General features: G+C 60.5%; 18 protein-coding genes and 4 pseudogenes. 12 read left to right on the top strand and 10 right to left on the bottom strand.

The genetic code is table 11. The features are described 5' to 3' along the window. The 4 genes and pseudogenes from GJ699_RS32630 to GJ699_RS35440 all read left to right on the top strand — a co-directional run. Positions 1-386, top strand: a pseudogene (locus GJ699_RS32630) (hypothetical protein); the annotation flags it as partial. 17 nt (positions 387-403) lie between these two features. After that, complete coding sequence (locus tag GJ699_RS32625) at positions 404-1,363, top strand: hypothetical protein (protein ID WP_154383592.1); 960 nt, start codon at positions 404-406, stop codon at positions 1,361-1,363. 362 nt (positions 1,364-1,725) lie between these two features. Then, positions 1,726-2,733, top strand: a complete 1,008-nt coding sequence (locus GJ699_RS32620; protein ID WP_154383591.1) for an IS110 family RNA-guided transposase — start codon at positions 1,726-1,728, stop codon at positions 2,731-2,733. A 32-nt stretch (positions 2,734-2,765) separates the two neighbouring features. Further along, positions 2,766-2,897, top strand: a pseudogene (locus GJ699_RS35440) (GFA family protein); the annotation flags it as partial. Between the two features lie 99 nt (positions 2,898-2,996). Here GJ699_RS35440 and GJ699_RS32615 read toward each other — a convergent pair. The 6 genes and pseudogenes from GJ699_RS32615 to GJ699_RS32590 form a co-directional block, all read right to left on the bottom strand. Then, positions 2,997-3,608, bottom strand: coding sequence for a DNA-3-methyladenine glycosylase I (locus GJ699_RS32615; protein ID WP_154383590.1), 612 nt, complete (start codon positions 3,606-3,608; stop codon positions 2,997-2,999). Positions 3,609-3,618: 10 nt separating this feature from the next. Continuing rightward, positions 3,619-3,906 (bottom strand): YciI family protein, encoded by a 288-nt coding sequence (locus GJ699_RS32610; protein WP_154383589.1) that lies wholly within the window; start codon positions 3,904-3,906, stop codon positions 3,619-3,621. Between the two features lie 32 nt (positions 3,907-3,938). Beyond that, positions 3,939-4,502 carry a TetR/AcrR family transcriptional regulator gene (locus tag GJ699_RS32605; RefSeq protein WP_154383588.1) on the bottom strand — a complete coding sequence of 188 codons (564 nt, stop codon included), beginning with the start codon at positions 4,500-4,502 and terminating at the stop codon, positions 3,939-3,941. A 300-nt stretch (positions 4,503-4,802) separates the two neighbouring features. Then, a pseudogene (locus tag GJ699_RS32600) lies at positions 4,803-5,847 on the bottom strand (IS481 family transposase). Between the two features lie 610 nt (positions 5,848-6,457). After that, a pseudogene (locus GJ699_RS32595) lies at positions 6,458-7,000 on the bottom strand (alkaline phosphatase D family protein); the annotation flags it as partial. Between the two features lie 21 nt (positions 7,001-7,021). Further along, the gene (locus GJ699_RS32590) at positions 7,022-7,471 is read right to left on the bottom strand and encodes an acyl-CoA thioesterase (RefSeq protein ID WP_154383587.1); all 450 of its coding nucleotides are present in this window, start codon (positions 7,469-7,471) and stop codon (positions 7,022-7,024) included. A 61-nt stretch (positions 7,472-7,532) separates the two neighbouring features. Between GJ699_RS32590 and GJ699_RS32585 the strand changes: the two genes are divergently transcribed. Beyond that, the gene (locus GJ699_RS32585; protein WP_154383586.1) at positions 7,533-9,362 is read left to right on the top strand and encodes an ABCB family ABC transporter ATP-binding protein/permease; all 1,830 of its coding nucleotides are present in this window, start codon (positions 7,533-7,535) and stop codon (positions 9,360-9,362) included. 17 nt (positions 9,363-9,379) lie between these two features. Next, positions 9,380-10,801: a M20/M25/M40 family metallo-hydrolase gene (locus GJ699_RS32580; RefSeq protein ID WP_154383585.1), complete on the top strand. Its 1,422-nt coding sequence runs from the start codon at positions 9,380-9,382 to the stop codon at positions 10,799-10,801. Here GJ699_RS32580 and GJ699_RS32575 read toward each other — a convergent pair. Next, positions 10,798-12,375 (bottom strand): family 43 glycosylhydrolase, encoded by a 1,578-nt coding sequence (locus GJ699_RS32575; RefSeq protein ID WP_154383584.1) that lies wholly within the window; start codon positions 12,373-12,375, stop codon positions 10,798-10,800. The genes GJ699_RS32580 and GJ699_RS32575 overlap by 4 nt on opposite strands. A gap of 315 nt (positions 12,376-12,690) precedes the next feature. Between GJ699_RS32575 and GJ699_RS32570 the strand changes: the two genes are divergently transcribed. Further along, complete coding sequence (locus GJ699_RS32570; RefSeq protein ID WP_154383583.1) at positions 12,691-12,891, top strand: hypothetical protein; 201 nt, start codon at positions 12,691-12,693, stop codon at positions 12,889-12,891. Between the two features lie 48 nt (positions 12,892-12,939). Here the strand turns inward: GJ699_RS32570 and GJ699_RS32565 are convergent, their stop codons facing one another. Then, positions 12,940-14,178, bottom strand: a complete 1,239-nt coding sequence (locus tag GJ699_RS32565) for a dicarboxylate/amino acid:cation symporter (RefSeq protein ID WP_154383582.1) — start codon at positions 14,176-14,178, stop codon at positions 12,940-12,942. Between the two features lie 203 nt (positions 14,179-14,381). On the opposite strand from GJ699_RS32565, the gene GJ699_RS32560 reads away from it, so the two are divergent. Together GJ699_RS32560 and GJ699_RS32555 are read left to right on the top strand one after the other, a co-directional pair. Next, positions 14,382-15,107, top strand: a complete 726-nt coding sequence (locus GJ699_RS32560) for an amino acid ABC transporter ATP-binding protein (RefSeq protein ID WP_154383581.1) — start codon at positions 14,382-14,384, stop codon at positions 15,105-15,107. Continuing rightward, positions 15,107-16,555: an amidohydrolase family protein gene (locus GJ699_RS32555; protein WP_154383580.1), complete on the top strand. Its 1,449-nt coding sequence runs from the start codon at positions 15,107-15,109 to the stop codon at positions 16,553-16,555. Before GJ699_RS32560 ends, GJ699_RS32555 begins: the two co-directional genes overlap by 1 nt. An 8-nt stretch (positions 16,556-16,563) precedes the next feature. On the opposite strand, the gene GJ699_RS32550 is transcribed toward GJ699_RS32555, so the two are convergent. Then, on the bottom strand, positions 16,564-16,827 hold the full coding sequence (locus tag GJ699_RS32550; protein ID WP_371867735.1) for a Txe/YoeB family addiction module toxin: 264 nt from the start codon (positions 16,825-16,827) through the stop codon (positions 16,564-16,566). Next, positions 16,824-17,066, bottom strand: a complete 243-nt coding sequence (locus tag GJ699_RS32545) for a type II toxin-antitoxin system Phd/YefM family antitoxin (RefSeq protein ID WP_154383578.1) — start codon at positions 17,064-17,066, stop codon at positions 16,824-16,826. Before GJ699_RS32545 ends, GJ699_RS32550 begins: the two co-directional genes overlap by 4 nt. Before the next feature lie 118 nt (positions 17,067-17,184). Here GJ699_RS32545 and pyrC point away from each other — a divergent pair, with 118 nt between their 5' ends. Genes pyrC through GJ699_RS32530 form a run of 3 tightly spaced genes read left to right on the top strand, consistent with a single transcriptional unit; the run spans position 17,185 to position 20,076 of the window. Next, positions 17,185-18,237 (top strand): dihydroorotase, encoded by a 1,053-nt coding sequence (gene pyrC / locus GJ699_RS32540; protein WP_154383577.1) that lies wholly within the window; start codon positions 17,185-17,187, stop codon positions 18,235-18,237. Beyond that, the gene (locus tag GJ699_RS32535) at positions 18,238-19,035 is read left to right on the top strand and encodes a DUF3025 domain-containing protein (protein WP_371867734.1); all 798 of its coding nucleotides are present in this window, start codon (positions 18,238-18,240) and stop codon (positions 19,033-19,035) included. 45 nt (positions 19,036-19,080) lie between these two features. Then, positions 19,081-20,076, top strand: a complete 996-nt coding sequence (locus GJ699_RS32530) for a Gfo/Idh/MocA family protein (protein WP_154383576.1) — start codon at positions 19,081-19,083, stop codon at positions 20,074-20,076. The last annotated feature ends 58 nt before the right edge of the window (positions 20,077-20,134 follow it).

The raw sequence follows: 20,134 nt of genomic DNA, 5'->3' as shown, positions 1-20,134 counted from the left end.
TGAAGCAGCTCCATCTGGAACTGAAAGAACTCGGCTATGAAGGGTCATACGACCGCGTGGCGGCGTTTGCCAGGCAGTGGAAGGCGGGTCAATTGGAATGGGTCAATTCTGCGAGCAAACGAACACGCGAGTCATTGGACGGCTGCAAAATGCCTGAATCCTACGCGCCGTGCCCAGCAAGTAAAGATGTCTCACGGGAGTATTTTCGATTGGCGACATCAAGTATTACAACCTCAATTGAAAAATCTGTAATCGATTTCGAAAATAATATTTCTACTTTTGCTCCTGCGGATATTAATATCAAACGAAATATACTGGCAGCTCAGTTTATTTCAGGCTTGCGATTACTTCTTCGCTCGGTCGACGCGAAGTCATCTTGTAGCTAATCAAAAAAGGAGCATCTATGACTACCCTGTCTTTGTCTCATATTTTAAAATCCGCAGAGCCTTCAGAAGCGCTTCATGAGATTTTATTCAATAATCAAGGTGTCGCCGAGCGATTCGCTTGGATCGAGCAATTACGGCAGGCGGCGCTAATGCGAGTACAGGAAAGCGCACGCCTTTTACCGCTAGGCGCTGCGCCAAACGCGGCGTCCCTTTTTAATGAAGAGTCTATTGCGGTTCAGAGGCAGTTTGAAATATTGGATAAGGGCATTAATCATAGTTTAGATGTCGAAAGTCGAACTGCCAGCTATCGTAATTGGTCAAGTGCTGAGGATCATGATTTACCGGAAAATCCCGCTGACCTCGCGGATGAACGAGAGGCGTACAAGTATTCTTTAAAGAGACTATATAGAAGACAATTCGAAGTCACTCTCAATGAAATCAAAACCGGCTGCTGGCCTTTGATTTTGGCCGATGTTATGCAGCCGCTTGACGGAAAGCGCGCGCTCGCGATTTCACTAGCCCCGTTAGCGGTTGATAATCACAGCTCAGCGGAATATCTTCGCAATATGTCCAGTGACGCCATCGGCGCTTACCTGAATGTGTTTCGTGAAGAAAAGGCTTCGTTAGTTCGGCGCCTAGCTGAAATAGATAATCCCAAAAAACCGTTGCACTTGATGGGAGCTAACGCGGGAGTGATAGCAGCGATTGCGGCGGCGATTGGTGCTCTCACAAATGCAGTAGATAAGGGATACCAAATCTACAGGGATATTCAAGATCGAGAAGCAAGGGAAAAAGCCGCGAGGGAAGCAAGGGAGGCTGCGGAACGAGAGAGAGCTGAAAAAGCCGCGAGGGAGGCTCAAGATAGGGCGGAGAGGCAGATGAGGGATTGGTCGCGCGAACCAAGAGAGATCCCTGGATCATCTGACCATTGTGACTCTTTTGAACGAAACCATGAGCGCATCGGTAGAATGTGCTAGCGCAATGTGCAGCTCATTGGCTAGGTGTCCACGAACAAGCTGAGGGCTGAAGAATGTCGCGGTGGAGTCGCGGGCAAGGCGATGGGGCGACTCCCTGTAACGCGTGTCAACTAAAGAAACCGCTATTGGCGTCGATGGTAGCGTTAAGTGTAGTGGTCGCGACTTGATCTCGTATATTGAAATTGCCGATCCAGTGGTATCGTGTTCCTAGATGGCGCGGCCGGGCAAGGTGACACATAACTTGATCTTAGGGTTCGACCCTGCTTGTCAGATTGGTGCCCTTGCCCATTTCCATCTGAAAGTCCGGACAGTATCTGAGGCTACTGCAGTTCACGTAAGCCTGCATACGAGGAGGGAAAGCCATGGACAAGGAAGCTACTGCCATTGGGATAGATGTCGGCAAACATAAGCTAGACGTTGCTCTTATCATCGAAGGGAAAGTGCGCAGCAAGGCAGTGACTAATTCATCTGCCGGTTACCAAGAATTGGCGGCTTGGCTGGCCAGGGAAAATGTCGAGCTAGATAGCTGCTTGGTCTGCATGGAGTCAACGGGGGTCTACAGCGAGCCTGTCGCGCTCGGGTTGCAGGCTCTAGGTCTGACCGTGAGCATTGTTAATCCCGCTCGCATTAAAGGATATGGACAGAGCGAACTGGTACGCAACAAGAATGACGGAATCGATGCAGCCTTGATCGCCAGGTATTGCGCGAAGATGCACCCGCAGCCCTGGAACGCTCCGACACCAGAGCAGCGACGGTTAAGGGCATGGTGTGATCGTTTAAAGGCATTGAAGGACATGCGCCTTCAAGAGGAAAACCGAGAAGAGGCTTGTGCCGTCGCCGCGAATCTGGAATTAGTGGAACATATCAAGCAGCATGTGGAATGGCTGAAAGCTCAAATCAAAGAGGCAGAGCACCAAATTGAAGACCACATCGCTTGCCATCCGAAGCTCAAACGCGATTCCGACCTTATGGTCAGCATCCCGGGAATCGGTAAGGCGACCGCCGCCGTAATGTTAGGCCATGTGGGCGACATTCAGCGCTTTGAAAATGCAAAGGCTTTGGCCGCGCATCTGGGCGTAAGTCCACGCCAGCGCAGCTCAGGCACATCCATTCGCGGTCGTACGTCGATGTGTCGAACAGGGAGCCGGGCAACTCGAAGCGCGCTCTATATGCCGGCCGTCGTTGCCAGTCGACACAACCCCGCACTCAAGGAATTTGCAGATCGTCTTCATGCAAACGGCCTACCAAAGAAGGCGGTGATCGGGGCGGTCATGCGCAAACTGGTGCACTTGATGTTTGCAGTGGTCCGATCTGGCGTCGAATTCCAAGCTGATTATCAGGGAGCGGCGGTAAGCAGCCAGTCGAGATAGATTGCCGGATATACCCCCCTCTGATAGAGTCGATGCAATCTCGTATTAATGGAGCGAAATTGAAGACTTATCATGGCAGCTGCCATTGCGGTGCGGTCCGATTTGAAGCAGATATTGACCTAAGCCAAGGAACCATACGCTGCAATTGCTCGATCTGCACAAAGGTACTTACATCCAAATGAAGTCTAGTGTGCCCTCGACGAACACGCGGCTGTAACCGGCCAGAAGCCAATCAACTGATCTTTCCACCGGAATGCGCGATTTCAAGTTGGACGCTTGAAGCGAGACCTCGCTTGCTCTGCCTTCAGCCTGGTCACGCAACCTTCAACATGGTCATTGACTAGCCCCATTGCTTGCATGAACGCATATGCGGTTGTTGGCCCGAGAAACTTCCAACCCAATTTTTTTAGATCCTTCGACAAGGCGAGTGACTCTGTCGATTGCGATGCGCTTTGAGGAGTAACAATAGCGGAGCCGTTCGGTTCGTACTGCCAAAGATATGCTGCCAGCGAGCCTACTTCGCTTGAAATTTCCTTCGCGACCCTAGCGTTATGCAGAACAGCCTCAATCTTTCCCCGATGCCGCACGATGCCGTCGTCTTGCAGTAATCGTTCGACGTCGGCCGCACCAAACCGCGCCAATTTGTTGTAGTCGAATCCTTTGAATGCCTTTCGGAAATTCTCCCGCTTGGCAAGAATGGTGCGCCAGCTCAAGCCGGACTGAAAGCTTTCCAGACTCAGCTTCTCAAACAGGCGAAAATCGTCGTCGACCGGAAATCCCCACTCGACATCGTGATAACGTTGGAACTCTGGTGCGGCAGCACACCAGCGGCAACGGAGTTGGCCGTCTGAGCCGGGAATCGTGGAATTGCTCATGGGCGCGCTCCTAGTTCAACAAAAAATCGAGGCGTGTGTCGACGCGAGACGGCGCCAACTCAACGATCTCTGGGGTGACGATGCCTTGCTCGACAAATGGATCTTGCTTGATAAGCTGATTCAATTCTTCCCGCGATATCCGATCCGCCAAAATCACTCCACCCGTTTGCGGCTGAAGGCTGCCTGTGAGGAGAAAACAGCCTGCATCGAACCCGCGCTGGATCCAGTCTTTATGCCCTTGCATGAATTTTCCAGCCTCGCTTTTACGTTCGGTGAACTGCAAAAACACGATGTGCATCTTTAATCTCCTTTGAATTCAAAATTGATCACTCAGGCAGCTAGCTCATCCACCCATCGGCACATTAATTCGACCTCCCGCTGAATGAATGCCTTATCTCCGTAAGTGCTGGCAAGTACGGCAACGCCCTGGCTGAATGTCAGCACGTGCATAGCGAAATCCCCGGCGCTCCTTCCACTTCCTAAGGCTTCGAACTGCCGGCGCAGCCAACTACGGAATAAATCCATGACCTTGTTGGCCTCGCCTTGCAGAGGATGGTCAAGCTTGCCAAGCTCCATGCAAAGCGTCCCTACCGGGCAACCGTACTGCATGATCTTTGCCTGGTTCTTCACCAAAATATGGATGAAGCGACGAATGCGCGCAGCGGGATCGTCATCCTGCACCTCCCAAGCGTCGAGCATTCGTTGTCGCACGGCGAGGCGCTCGTCGATGACTGCTGCAAGAATGTCGTCTTTGGTTTTGAAGTAGTGATAGAAGTTGCCGCGTGATATGCCGACCGTTCCAGCGATGTCAGAAAACGACGTGCTGTCGTAGCCTCGCTCGTAAAAAAGACGGTCTGCCTCTTTGATGATGCGTTCACGCGTCAGTTCGGTCATGTTCTTGTATTGCAGAGATAGAAGAATAATTTTAGGATGATCATCCTAGTGCGAACGGATTGTAGGACAATCATCCTAATATAGTCAACTATTTACGATGCTGGTATGGAACGTGAGATAGCCGGAAAGAAGTACAACCAACTTCGCGCCAACATCATCAGTGCATTCGAGGATAAGCGCGACAGTCCTAAGGGGCGTAACCTCTAGGCCACTGACCGTTAAAAGAATAGTGCGGGCCTTGAAAATCGAGACAGTATCTGACAGTTACCCGGTTTGAAGCCTGCGACTGTCAGGTCAAATTCAGCTGTTCAGAGTGGTGATTTTATCGCGCCACGCCTCCTTTCCGTCAACTAGAGTTTGCATCGGCGTGCGCCCGCAGCACATCTTGCCTTGATGCGTGCGCTCATTGTTGTAGTAGGCGATCCAATCATCCAGGTCGGCTTGCAGCTCTTCGATGCTGCGATAGATCTTGCGGCGGAACGCGACCTGGTAGAACTCCTGCAGAATCGTTTTTGTGGAAGCGCTCGCAAATGCCGTTGGTCTGCGGATGCCTGACTTTGGTCTTCGTGTGCTCAATGTCGTTCAGAGCCAGATAGAGCTGATAGTCATGCGACTCGGCCTTGCCACAGAACTCGGTGCCCCGATCAGTCAGCACACGAATGACGCCCATGCCTTGCTCGTCCATGAACGGGAGCACGCGGTCGTTCAATAGATCGGCAGCCGTGATTGGGGTCTTGATGTTGTAGAGTTTTGCGGCAGCCCACTTCGAGTAGGTGTCGACGTAGGTCTGCTGGTAGAGACGGCCCACACCTTTGATCGTGCCGACGTAGAAGGTGTCCTGGCTACCGAGGTAGCCAGGGTGGGCTGTCTCGATCTCGCCATGGGCAGCATCGTCGTCCTGCTTGCGCTCAAGCGCGATCACTTGGGCTTCGGTCAGAACATCGCCCGTCTCAGCAACGTGGCGCTCCAGCGCCGCCAGGCGCTTCTTGAACGACTCCAGATCACGGCGCAGCCATACCGACCGAACGCCAGACGGGGAGATGAAGATGCCACGCTTGCGTAGCTCGTTAGAGGCGCGGACTTGGCCGAAGGCCGGCTGCTCCAGGCAGAAGGCTACAACGGCGCTCTCCGTGGCTTCTTCGACGCGGTTTTTCAGGTTGGGTTTCTTGCGATTGGCATCAATCAGGGCATCGACGCCGCCAGCCTCGACGGCCGATTGATAGCGGTAAAACGTGTCTCGCGAAAAACCCATCACCTTGCAGGCACGGGACACGTTACCCAACTCGGTTGCTAAATTTAGCAAACCGACCTTGTGTTTGATGACGCTTTGAGGAACACTGCTCATGGGGTTACTCCTTGGCGCTTTCGCGCTGGTTTAATAAAGATTCGCACCTCTATCAAACCGGGTAACCCCACCCTTTGGCAAGGCCTTACTGTCAGATCAAATCGGAACTACTACACGTTAAGAGAGGAGTAGCTCCCTCCTAACTATTTTTCTATCGGATTCGCATCCCAACCAGATTTGAATTGCTGATGTATTTCCGCACCGCTCGAACTCTTAGATTTTTCCCTGAAAATCATTAACCAGATGGTTTCCGTGCTAACAAAAAAATGGGGCGGATTTGACATCCTAAATATGCTAAATACAGCAGTCGATCGATGCCAACGGCACTCCGGCACCAGGTAGAGAAAATCTCTTAGTTCAATTTAGGTGTCTATTTTGAGACTTATTCGCGCTACTCTGGCATATCGAGACTCGCATAGATAGCCTCTAATCAACTCTCTCCATCGTCAGTGCGAATCTCTCTTTCCTCACCATTGGGAGGGTAACCTAATTGAATCAATGCTTAATTTCAATAGGTAAACCTCTTGCACATTAATCAAATCAACCGTATATGCGCGTCCATATCACGGTTAATTCGTAGGTGTATGTCCATACCTACTAGTTCGTGGTTGTCGTAGATGTAGTCGCCGAGGAAGGCCACCAGATCGGGCGCGGCGGCGGCAATGTGGCGATGCGCGGCGTAGCTGCCGAATTCCCAGTGCTGGCAGGAGGCCACGGCCAGCTTGAGCCGGGCCGGCATGCTGTCGGTGGCGGGCGCGGTGCGGGTGCGGCCGGTGGGGCTGACGGCGTTGCCCAGCATGAAGCGGTACCAGTACCAGCGGTCCGGCTGCAGGCCGCGCACGTCGACGTGGACGCTGTGCGCCAGTTCGGGCGGCGCGCTGGCTGTGCCGCGCGCGACGATGCGGCGGAAGTTTTCATCTTCGGCCATCTCCCAACGCACGCTGAAGGCGATGGGCGGCATGGCGGCGGCGTTGAGCGGGTCGTGCAGGATGCGGGTCCAGATGACGACGGCGTCCGGCAGTGGCGAACCGGAGGCGACGCCCAGCGTGAACGGGTAGGCGCGGCTGCTTTGCGCGTGGCTGCTGCTGGCGCTGCCCAGCGCCGCCAGTGTGCTCAGCGTGCGGGCGAGGAAGATGCGGCGCTGGTCGTCCATGCTGCGCAGCGGGCCGCGTGCTTATGGATGAATCAGGGTTTCGATCGGCGGCACTTTGCGCGGCTTGCGGTTGGAGTCGGTGGCGACGTAGGTCAGCGTGGCTTCGGTGACCTTGACGGTGTCGGCCTGCAGGCGGTTGCGTTCCGCATACACTTCGACCTGCACGGTGATGGATGTATTACCAACCTTGACAATATCAGCATAGAACGACAGCAGGTCGCCGACGAACACCGGGTTCTTGAACACGAAGGAGTTGACCGCGATGGTGGCCACGCGGCCATTGGCGCGACGGGTGGCCGGCAGCGAGCCGGCGATGTCCACCTGGGCCATGATCCAGCCGCCGAACACGTCGCCATAGACGTTGGCGTCGGACGGCGACGGCATCATGCGCAGCTCCGGCATCTTCCCGGCGGGCAGGCCGCGGTTGACGGTGGTGACGGCGATGGGGGCTGAAGTGGTGGAGGTGGTCATCTTGATTTCTCTTCTGGGGCTACAATGATCGGGATTGAACCATAAAATATCATTATTCGCCATGCGCCGTTATTCCGATTCCCAGCCAGCTCCCGCCAGCCCTGCCGCCTCCCGCAGCGATCTGTCCACCCTGAAAACCCTGCTGCCCTATTTGTGGGTCTACAAATGGCGCGTGCTGCTGGCGCTGGGCTGCCTGGTCGGCGCCAAGCTGGCCAACGTCGGCGTGCCGGTGGTGATGAAGAAGCTGATCGACTCGCTGACCATCTCGCCGTCGCATCCGCAGGCGTTGCTGGTGTTGCCGCTGGGCGCGCTGGTGGCGTATGGCGTGCTGCGGGTCTCGACCACCGTGTTCACCGAGCTGCGCGAGTTCCTGTTCGCGCGCGTGACGCAGCGCGCGGTGCGCACCATCGCGCTGCAGGTGTTCCGCCATCTGCACGCGCTGTCGCTGCGCTTCCACCTGAATCGCCAGACCGGCGGCATGACGCGCGATATCGAACGCGGCATGCGCGCGGTCGGTTCGCTGATTTCGTACACGCTGTTTAACATCCTGCCGACGCTGGTGGAGATCACGCTGGTGTTGGGCTATCTGGTCACGCATTACGACATCTGGTTCTCGGTGATTACCTTTGTGGCGCTGGTGTCGTACATCATCTTCACCATCTTGATCACCAACTGGCGCACGCACTTCCGCCGCACCATGAACGAGATGGATTCCAAGGCCAACACCAAGGCCATCGACTCGCTGATCAACTACGAGACGGTGAAGTACTTCGGCAACGAGGAGTACGAGGCGCGCCGTTACGATGAAGGCTTGCAGAGCTACGAGAGCGCGGCGGTGCGTTCGCAGACTTCGCTGTCGCTGCTGAACACCGGGCAGTCGATGATCATCGCGATCGCGGTGACGCTGATTTTGTGGCGCGCCACGGTTGGCGTCATCGACGGCAAGATGACGTTGGGCGATCTGGTGCTGGTCAACTCCTTCATGATCCAGTTGTACATTCCGCTCAACTTCCTGGGTGTGATTTACCGCGAAATCAAGCAAAGCCTGGCCGACATGGAGAAGCTGTTCTCGCTGCTGGACCAGAACCGCGAGATTGCCGATGCGCCGGATGCGAAGCCGCTGGTCACGCATGGCGCGCAGGTGCGCTTCAACCACGTGGACTTCAGCTACGATCCGAAGCGGCAGATTTTGTTCGACGTCGACTTCACCATCGCGCCGGGCACGACGACGGCGGTGGTGGGGCACAGTGGATCGGGCAAGTCGACTTTGTCGCGCCTGCTGTTCCGCTTCTACGAAGTGAACGCGGGCGGCATCAGCATCGACGGCCAGGATCTGCGCGCGCTGACGCAGGATTCGGTGCGCCATGCGATCGGCATCGTGCCGCAGGATACGGTGCTGTTCAACGACACCATCGAATACAACATCGCTTACGGCAAGCCGGGCGCCACGCACGCGGAGATCGAGGCGGCGGCGCGCGCGGCGTCGATCCACGATTTCATTGTCACTCTGCCGGATGGCTACAAGACCATGGTGGGCGAGCGCGGGTTGAAGCTGTCGGGCGGCGAGAAGCAGCGGGTGGCGATCGCGCGCACGCTGTTGAAAAATCCGGCCATTCTGATTTTCGACGAGGCGACATCGGCGCTGGACTCGAAGGCGGAGCAGGCGATACAGGCGCAGTTGAAGGAGATCTCGCGCACCCGCACCACCATGGTGATCGCGCACCGCTTGTCGACGGTGGCCGATGCGCAGCAGATCATCGTGCTCGATCATGGCCGCATTGTTGAGCGGGGTACGCATCAATCGCTATTGGCAGCGCGCGGTCTGTATGCTCAAATGTGGGAACGCCAGCAGGCCAAGGCGGACGATGAAGAAGCCATGAACATACTTTAATTTGAAGGGGTCGACCAATGAAGTCTCGTTTTGTGTTGGGTGCAGTAACCGCCATGCTGGCATGTTTGCAAAGTGCATATGCCGCCGATCCGACGGAGCAGCAGTTCCGCGCCCTTTACAAAGAGCTGGTCGAAACCAATACCACGCTGTCGTCCGGCGACTGCACGCTGGCGGCCGAGAAGATCGCCGCGCGCCTGAAGACGGCCGGCTTCCCGGAATCGGATCTGCATATCTTCACCGCGCCGGGTCATCCGAAAGAGGGCGGGCTGGTGGCGGTACTGCCGGGGCGCGATCCGCAGGCCAAGGCGATTCTGCTGCTGGCGCATATCGACGTGGTGGAAGCGAAGCGCGAGGACTGGGTGCGCGATCCGTTCAAGCTGGTGGAGGAGGACGGCAAGTTTTACGCGCGCGGTGTGGTGGATGATAAAGCGCAGGCGGCCATCTGGGCCGATTCGCTGATCCGCTTCAAGCAGGAAGGCTACAAGCCGCGCCACACGCTGAAGATGGCGCTGACCTGCGGCGAGGAGACCGCAGGCGCGTTCAACGGCGCCGAGTGGCTGAGCAAGAACCGCCGCGATCTGATCGACGCCGGTTATGCGCTCAACGAGGGCGCGGGCGGCGAGCTGAATGCGGGCGGCAAGCGGATTTCGATGACGGTGCAGGCGGGCGAGAAGGTGGCGCAGAACTATCGGCTGGAGGTGGTCAATCCGGGCGGCCACAGTTCGCGTCCGGTGAAGGACAACGCGATCTACCATCTGGCCGGCGCGCTGGAGAAGATTCAGGGTTATGAGTTCCCGATTCAGCTGACCGATGGCAGCAAGGGTTATCTGAACGCGATGGCGAAGATTCAGCTGCAGGCCGGCCACCAGGAAGTGGCGGCGGCGCTGCAGACGGTGGCCAAGGACCCGGCCGACGTCAAGGCGGTGGCCACGGTGTCCAACGCCAGCCCGAGCTGGGCGGCGATGCTGCACACCACCTGCGTGGCGACCATGCTGGATGCGGGCCATGCGACCAATGCGCTGCCGCAGCGGGCACGCGCCAATATCAACTGCCGCATCTTCCCCGGCGTGACGCAGGAGACGGTGCGTCAGGCGCTGGTCAACGCGATCAATGATCCGGCGGTGAAGGTGGAGACGCTGGAAATCCGTGGCGAGAATTCGGCGCCGCCAGCGCTGACCAAGGCCATCATGGAGCCGGTCGAGAAGCTGACCGCGAAGATGTGGCCTGGCGTGCCGGTGATGCCGATTCTGCAGTCCGGCGCCACCGACGGCCAGTTCCTCAACGCGGCCGGGATTCCGACCTATGGCATCAGCGGCATCTTCCTGACGCCGGACCTGGGCAATATCCACGGCTTGAATGAGTACATCGGCGTGCAGCCGCTGATGGAAGGCCGCAGCTTCCTGCACGAGCTGGTGAAAACCTACGCCGAGCAGATTTAAGCCAGCGCGCGATATTTGAAATCGCGCAGCGTCACCGTGCCTGCACCCGCGCTGTAGACGCCGGGCTGCAGGCTGACGAAGCCGCCGAACACGTTGTGGTGTAGGCCGGAGACTTCCATCTGCCACGGGTGCTGCACCCAGTTCGCGCCGTCCAGCGCGTAGTGGAAGGTGACGATGTGGCGGTCGTTGCGTACGCGGATGCGCACGGTGCTGACATCCATCTTTTCACGCATCCAGCTTTGCTCCTGCGAGTGCTGGAAGGTCTTCATCTGGCTGCGGGTGAAACCGATGCCGACGTAGGCGCGTTCGTTGTAGTGCAGTAGCAGGCCGCCTTCGGCGTCGGCGCCGATGTCCAAGGTGATTTCCGCTTCATAGGCGCGGTCGCCGGTGATGAAGGTCAGCGGCGAGCTGTCGACCGGCGAGCTGCCCTTGCCTTTGATGGCCAGCGCGCCGGGCGTGTGCTGGACGCGCTGCATTTCGTTGGGGCCGGGGTTGAAGAAGCTCCACTGCACGCCAAAGCGCGTGGTCTGGAAGTCGTCGGATTTGGCGAAGTTGTGCTGCACCGCCTTGCCTTTTTTCGGCATCGGCAGTGGCGCGGACAGGTCGCCGCCCTTGGCGCGGAACCAGCCGTCCTTGGTCCATTCGATCGGTTCGAGCAGGCATTGGCGGCCCAGTGTGCGGTAGCCGTTTTCGTAGCCGTGGTAGACCATCCACCAGTCGCCGGCCGGGCCTTCGACCAGTGTGGCGTGGCCGCGCGACCACCATTTTTCATCCGCGCTTTTGGTGCGCACGATGGGGTTGTGCGGGTGGTTTTCCCACGGGCCGTGGATGGAGCGCGAGCGGGCGGCGATCACCATGTGGCTGGTGGGCGGGCCGGAGGTGCCGCCGACCGCCATCACCAGGTAAAACCATTCGCCGCGCTTGAGCAGTTTGGGGCCTTCGGGGGCGAACATTTCGACCACCCAGTCGGCCGGGTAGCGCCATGGTTCGTAGACTTTTTCCAGCGTGCCGATGGTGGCCAGGCCGTCGTCGGTGAGGCCGATGCGGCGCACGCCGTTGACGAACAGGTAGCGTTTGCCGTCTTCGCCGACGGCGTGGCCGGGGTCGATGGCGCCCTCGATCTTCAGGTCGATCGGGGCGCTCCACGGGCCGCTGATGTGGTCGGCCCAGATCACGTGGATCTTGCCTTCGGCCGGGATGTAGAGGTAATAGCGGCCGTTGTGCTTGACCAGGTCCATGGCCCAGATGCTGCCCAGTGGCTTGCTCAGCGCGGCGGTGAGCGGCCGCCAGTTCACCAGATCCTGCGAGTGCCAGATGATGGCGCCGGGGTAGGACAGGAAGGACGAGAAGGTCATGTAGTAGTCGTCGCCGTCCTTGAGGATGGTGGGATCGGGGTGGTCGCCGGCGAGGATGGGGTTGAGGTAGCTGCCGTTGCCCAGGTCGCCCTTGCGCTGGCCCTCGATACCGCGCGCCCAGCGCGGTTCGGCGGTCGCCGGTGCGGCGTTGGCCAGTCGCGGCGCGACGGCGGCGCCGGCCAGCAGAGTCTTAAGCGCGGTGCGGCGCGTAGCAGTCATATCGTCTCCCTCGGTCTTGAATTATGCCGAGATGGTGCATCACTCGCCGCGCCGTCGCAATTACGAAAATCGCCAAGCCGCCTAACGATTCCGCACAACGGTAGCGCTTGCTTGCCCTGCGCCGCCGCAAGGCGCATCATGAATGCCCGGACTACGCTTCGATGATGGCAGCATTGCCATCGCCACGGGGCGTAGCCTTGCCGGTGGGACGTCGCTGTCTGACGTGCTATTGCGCGCGCAGATGAATCATCTGCATCGCCCCTGGTTGCCGGGTTTGTTGGTGCGCCATCCTGAAATCTATCGGCGGAGGAGCAAATGAAAGATGGCTTGCTGTTATTGGCGACCGGTTTGCTGTGCGCTGGCGGCGCGGCGCTGTTTTTCCGTTTATTCGGCAGCGATGCGCTGAACATCATTGTGCTGCTGACGATGATCGCCACGGTGATTGACAATTTCCGCTTGCGGCGTCGGCTGCGGCAGTTGGGCGCCAAGCCGGAGGGCAAGCGCACCTGGCTGTAATGAAACAGGCCGCCCGGAGGCGGCCTGTTGTGACGACGCGGTGTGCGCTTACGCGGCTTCTTTCGGCGGGTCCATCTCGCCTTCCCACTTGGCGACCACGGCGGCGGCGATGCTGTTGCCGATGACGTTGGTGGCGGAGCGGCCCATGTCGAGGAAGTGGTCGATGCCCAGCAGCAGCAGCATGCCGGCTTCCGGAATGTTGAACTGGCCCAGCGTGGCGGCGATCACCACCAGCGAGGCGCGCGGCACGCCGGCGATGCCTTTCGAGGTCAGCATCAGGAACGCCATCATGGTCAGTTGCTGACCCAGCGACATTTCAATCCCGTACGCCTGCGCGATGAAGATGGTGGCGAAGGTGCAGTACATCATCGAGCCGTCCAGATTGAACGAGTAGCCGATCGGCAGCACGAACGAGGCGATGCGGTTGCGCACGCCAAAGCGCTCCAGGCCTTCCAGCGTTTTCGGATAGGCCGCTTCGCTCGACGCGGTCGAGAACGCCAGCAGGGTGGGGCTGCGCATTTCCTTCAGCAGCGTGAAGATGCGTCCTTTGAGGAACAGCGAGCCGATGATGATCAGCAGCAGCCACAGCACCGCCAGGCCGAAGTAGAACTCGGACATGAACACGCCGTACACCGACAGCACGCCGGGGCCGCTCTTGGCGACCGTGCCGGCCACCGCGGCAAACACCGCCAGCGGGGCGAATTTCATCACGTAGCCGGTGACCTTCAGCATGATGTGGGCCAGGCCGTCCAGCGCCTCGACCAAGGCGTTGGCCTTGCTGCCGCTGGCCGCCGCCGCCAGGCCGAAGAACAGCGAGAAGAAGACGATTTGCAGGATTTCGTTCTTGGCCATGGCTTCGGCCACTGAGGCCGGCACCAGGTGGATCAGGAAGTCTTTGACGGTGAAGCTGGAGGTGGCCAGGTCGGTTTTGGCGGCGGTGGCCGCGATGTGGCCGAGCAGGGCGTCGCCGGGACGGAAGATGTTGACCAGCACCAGGCCCAGGCTCAGCGACATTATTGAGGCGATGATGAACCAGCCCAGCGTCTTGACGCCGACCCGGCCGACCGCCGAGGCGTCGCCCATCTTGGCGATGCCGCACACCAGCGTGGAAAACACCAGCGGCGCGATGATCATTTTGATCAGGCGCAGGAACACCATGGTGACCAGCGACATCGTGTCGGCGAAGCTCTCCGGTTTGTCGAGCTGGACGTGGGCGATGTAGCCGGTGAGAATGCCTAGCGCCAATCCAATCAGGATGTAGGTGGTCAAGCGGCTTTGTTTATTCATATCGTGTGGTTTCCTGTGGTAGTGTCTCGCTGGACCTCGGCGCGGACGGGGTGGCCGCCGCTGCGTGCTGGTGTCAGACTGCCGGTTTCGGGGTGGGCCGGCTGCTGAATCTATTGGCAAGTTCCGCAGTATCCTTGCGGGCAGGGACGCTGTCAAGCGCGCACCGGCGCGGCATGGCGCCGCACCGAATAATCTATTTTCCTATGATCGAAATCAAAAATATCAGCAAGTGGTATGGCCATTTCCAGGTGCTGAGCGATTGCAGCGCGGCCGTCGCCCAGGGCGAGGTGGTGCTGTTGTGCGGGCCGTCCGGTTCCGGCAAGTCGACGCTGGTGAAGACCGTCAACGGGCTGGAGCCGGTGCAGCAGGGCACGGTGACGGTGGCCGGCACGGTGGTCGGCGCGGCCGGCACCGATTTGGCGGCGCTGCGTGCGCGCATCGGCATGGTGTTCCAGCATTTCGAGCTGTTTCCGCATCTGTCGGTGCGCGACAATCTGACGCTGGGCCAGATCAAGGTGCTGGGGCGCGGCCGCGACGAGGCGGTCGCGCGCGGCCTGCATTATCTGGCGCGGGTCGGCCTGCTGGGGCAGCAGGACAAGTTGCCGGCCCAGCTGTCTGGCGGCCAGCAGCAGCGGGTGGCGATCGCGCGCGCGTTGGCGATGGACCCGCTGGTGATGCTGTTTGACGAGCCCACCTCGGCGCTGGACCCGGAGGCGGTGCACGAGGTGCTGGCGGTGATGGCCGAGCTGGCGCGGGACGGCATGACCATGCTGGTGGTCAGCCACGAGATGGGTTTTGCGCGCCAGGTGGCCGACCGCGTGCTGTTCATGGACCAGGGCCGCATTCTGGAAGATAGCGCCACCGAGGCGTTCTTTGCCGCGCCGCAAACGGAGCGCGCGCGTGAGTTTCTTGGTCGTATAATTCGCTGATGAAAATTTCCCTTAAGAAACTGAGCGCCGCCATGCTGGCGCTGGGACTGCTGGGCGCGGCCCACGCAGCGGACAAGATCGCCGCCGATCTGGCGCTGACGCAGGCGACGCTGATCGATGTCGCCGGCGGCCGGTCGGTCAGCGGCAAGGTGGTGCTGCTGAAGGGCGACAGCATTCTGGCGGTGGTCGACCAGCGCGAGCTCGGCCGCTACGCGCCGCGCCGCACGCTGCGCTTGCCGGGCAAGTATCTGATGCCCGGCTTGTGGGATACCCACGTCCACTTTGGCGGCGGCCCGGCGCTGATCGACGAGAACAAGCATTTGCTGGCGCTGTATCTGGCCTACGGCATCACCAGCGTGCGCGATTGCTCGGGCGACCTGCCGGACACGGTGCTGGACTGGCGCGCGCAAATCAACGCCGGCCAGCTGCAGGGGCCGACCATCTTCACCTCCGGCGCCAAGCTGGAGGGCTACAAGCCGCTGTGGAAGGGCACCATCGAGGTCGGCACGCCGGAAGAGGTCAGCCGGGCGCTGGACAAGTTGCAGGGGCAGGGCGTGGATTTCGTCAAGATCACCGAAAACACGCTGAAGCCGGAGATCTATCTGGAAGCGCTGCGCCAGTCGCAGCAGCGCGGGCTGCGCACCTCCGGCCATATTCCGGTGCAGCTGACGCTGGCGACCATGTTTGACGCCGGACTGGGCACGGTCGAGCATCAATCCTATCTGCTGCGCGCAGCCACCCCGCGCGAGGCCGAGCTGACCGCGCAGGTGGCGGCCGGCACGCTGAGCGGCAAGGAGGCGATGAAGCAAAGCCTGGCCAGCTATGACGAAGCAACCGCGCGCGCGTCGTTCCGCTATATGGCGGCCAAGGGCACGGCGGTGGTGCCGACGCTGTCGGTGTCGCGCGTGATCGCCTATCTGGACCGCGACGACCATGCGCACGACGAGGCCTTGCAGTACATCGGCAAGGGCTTGCGCGCCACCTACGACTGGCGGGTGCAGCGCGCGGCGCAGGACGACGCGGCGGCGATCGCGCAGCGCAAGGCGGTGTTCGAGCAATCGGCGGCGCTGCTGCCGTTGTTGCAGCAGGAGGGCGTCAGCATCATCGCCGGCACCGACGCCGGTTTTTTGAATTCCTACGATTATCCGGGCCAGGCGCTGCACGATGAGATTGGCCTGTATGTGCATTACGGGCTGACGCCGGCGCAGGCGTTGCGCACGGCGGTCATCAACGGCCCGCGCTTCCTCGGCAAGCTGGAACGCTACGGTGCGCTGGAAGCCGGCAAGGCGGCCGATGTGCTGGTGCTGGACGCCAATCCGCTACAGAACATCGACGCCACGCGCAAGATCCGCACCGTGATCAGCCGCGGCACGGTCTACGACCGCGCCCACCTGGACCGCATTCTGGCCGAGACCAAAGCCTGGGCGGCGCAGACTGTGGCGGAATAAGCGGCAGGCTAGTCGTAGTGTGTCCACATGCGCAGGACGCGGACGATGCGCTGTTCTGGAAAAACTTCGTAGACCAGCCGGTGCTGGATATTGATTCTGCGGGAATAGGTGCCGGCCAGATCGCCGACCAGTTTTTCAAATGGCGGCGGATGGGCGTAGGGATCGGCCGCCAGAATATCCAGCAATGCCTGCGCCTGTTTTTTCAAGTTGGCGGCGGCCAGTTTTTTGGCGTCTTTCTGGGCCTGGCGCGAGTACACCAGTTGCCAGCTCACCAGCCCAATTCCTTCGCGCTGTCGGCCAGTGGTTCGGCGCGGGCGGCCAGGATCGATTCGCGCATGCCGGGCACCGACAAGAGATGTAGCGTTTCCTGGATGGCGGCCCAGTCGTCGGCCGATACCAGCACAGCATTGTTGCGCTTGCCGGTGATGGTGACGGGGGTATGGCTGGCGGCCGTTTCATCAATGAGGTTATAAAGCCGGGCGCGCGCCTGGCTGGCGGAGATGGTATCCATGACGGCTCCTGTGGATTGAGCATCCGACCGTACGCCTTTGCGTACGCGGTGTCAAGCCGGCGGCACAACAAGGTAAAATGTCGGCTATTCGCAATTGATAGCCTGAAAGCCCGCCGCCATGTCCGATCTCGCCACCACGCCCGATACCCTCACCATTACCCGTCCAGACGACTGGCATTTGCACCTGCGCGACGGCGCCACGCTGGCCAGCGTGCTGCCGCACAGCGCGCGCCAGTTTGCGCGCGCGATCGTGATGCCGAATTTGAAACCGCCGGTCACCACCGCCGCTGCCGCCATCGCCTACCGCGAGCGCATCCTGGCCGCGCTGCCGGAAGGCATGTCGTTCGAGCCGCTGATGACGCTGTACCTGACCAACAATACCCATCCGGACGAAATCCTGCGCGCGCAGGAAAGCGGCGTGGTGCACGCGGTCAAGCTGTACCCGGCCGGCGCCACCACCAATTCCGACGCCGGCGTGACCGATCTGGCCAACTGCTACAAGGTGCTGGAAAAGATGCAGGAAGTCGGCATGCCGTTCCTGGTGCACGGCGAGGTGACCGACAACGACATCGATCTGTTCGACCGCGAAGCGGTGTTCATCGAGCGCGTGATGCGTCCGCTGCGCCGCGATTTCCCGGCGCTGAACATCGTGTTCGAGCACATCACCACCAAGCACGCGGCCCAGTACGTGGCCGAAGCCGAAGGTCCGATCGCCGCCACCATCACCGCGCATCACCTGCTGTACAACCGCAACGACATCTTCAAGGGCGGCATCCGTCCGCACTACTACTGCCTGCCAGTGCTGAAGCGCGAAGAACACCGGCTGGCGCTGGTGACCGCGGCCACTAGCGGCGACGAGCGCTTCTTCCTCGGCACCGATTCGGCGCCGCACGCCAAGGGCGCCAAGGAAGCGGCCTGCGGCTGCGCCGGCTGCTACACCGCGCTGCACGCGATGGAGCTGTATGCCGAAGCGTTCGAACGCGCCGGCGCGCTGGACAAGCTGGAAGCCTTCGCTTCGCTGAACGGCCCGGCCTTCTACGGCCTGCCGGTCAACCAGGACAAGATCACGCTGAAGCGCGAGCAGTGGACGCTGCCGGAAACCCTGCCGCTGGCCGATCAGACCGTGGTGCCGCTCAATGCCGGCGAAACCATCAACTGGAAGATGGTGTAAGTGCAGGAAAGCATAGACTGGTCGCGTCCGTGGTATGACGCGGTGCGCGACGCTGCCGCTCGGCTGACGCCCACGCCGCACTTCCGCGACCAGTTCAGCCAGCAGGCCGCCGCGCTTGGCCTGCGCAATCATCTCGGCCTGCCGCTCTCCTTTGTGCCGCAGGAAGCGCTGCCGGACGGCACCGCCTACGAGCAGCACATCGGCGCCACCGGCTGCGTGCCCACGCGCGACAATCTGCACGACTTCTTCAACGGTCTGGTGTGGCTGAGCTTCCCGCTGATCAAGGTGCAGTTGAACGCGCTGCAGGCGGCGCAGATCGCGCTGGATGGCGTTGGCAAATCGCGTGGCCCGGCGCGCGATGGCGCCACTATCTTTGACGAAAACGCCGCGCTGCTGGTGGTGCGCGATAACGCCGACGGCCAGGCGCTGGTGGCGGCGCTGCGCGAACACCTCTGGCACCAGGCTTTTGTCGAGCGCCGCGCGCAATGGGGTACCGACGCCCAGGTCTGGCTGTTCGGCCACGCGCTGATGGAAAAGCTGGTGGCGCCGCGCAAGGCCATCACCGCCCACACCCGCATCGTGCTGGCTGACGATGCCTTCTTCACGCTCGACCACGCCGCCCGCCGCGCCTGGATCGACGCCACCGTGGCGGCGCAACTGGCCACGCACGGCCTGGACACTTCCGGCTTCACGCCGATGCAGGCGCTGGGCGTGCCGGGCTGGTGGCCGCAGCAGGATGACGCCTTCTACGCCGACGCTAGCGTGTTCCGCCCCAAGCGCGTCAGCGCGGTAAAATAGCCATTTCGACATTTACCGCCGCCGACGCGGCAGAAAGTTCACGCCATGACGCAGGTAATTCGCTGGGGTATTCTGGGCACGGGCAAGATCGCCAAGGCGTTCGCCACCGCCCTGCGGGACACGCCCGACGCCACACTGGCCGCCGTTGCTTCGCGCTCCGTAGATAGCGCTACCACGTTTGGCCAGGAGTACGGCGCCGAGCGCTTCCACGGCAGCTATCAGGCGCTGGCCGACGATCCCGAGGTCGATGTGATCTACATCGGCACGCCGCACCCGATGCACCACGAGAACGCGCTGATGTGCCTGAACGGCGGCAAGGCGGTGCTGGTGGAAAAATCCTTCACCATGAACCGCCGTCAGGCCGAGGACATCATCAATCTGGCGCGCGCCAAAAACCTGTTCGTCATGGAGGCGATGTGGACCCGCTTCATGCCGGCCGTGGCCGAAGCCAAGCGCATCGTCGATAGCGGCGAGATCGGCAAGCCGGCCCACGTCAGCGCCGATTTCGGCTTCACCTCGGACGCCGGACCGGAGCACCGCTTGTTCGCGCCCGAGCTGGGCGGCGGCGCGCTGCTCGACCTGGGCATTTATCCATTGTCGATGGCATCGTTCTTCCTGGGCGACGTCACCGGCGTCACCGCACAGGCGGAAATGACCGCCACCGGCGTCGACATGCAGACCGCCTTCACGCTCAAGCATGCCGGCGGCGGTATCTCGTCGTGCGGCTGCAGCCTGCGCTCGCGCACTCCGACCGAGCTGACCATCTCCGGCGAGAAGGGCTTCGTGCGCCTGCAAGACCGCTTCCACAACACCGACAGCATCTCGGTCACGCTGGTCAGCGGCACCGAGCGCAGCGAACGCACCATCGCGCTGCCAAAGAGCGGCAACGGCTACACCCACGAAGCGCAGGAAGTCGGCCGCTGCCTGCGCGCCGGCCTGATCGAAAGCCCGGTGATGCCGCACGCCGAAACGCTGGCCATCATGGGCACGCTGGACGCCATCCGCGCCCAGATCGGTCTGCGCTACCCGGCCGACGCCTGAAGCGACGCGGCGGCCGGCCAAGCGCGGCCGGCCGGAACTGGTTAAAATCTCCGATGCC

This window comes from Duganella guangzhouensis, from assembly GCF_009674535.1.
Classification (GTDB): domain Bacteria; phylum Pseudomonadota; class Gammaproteobacteria; order Burkholderiales; family Burkholderiaceae_D; genus Rugamonas; species Rugamonas guangzhouensis.
Note: the sequence above shows the minus strand (reverse complement) of the source record. Positions and strands in the feature narration are given on the sequence as shown.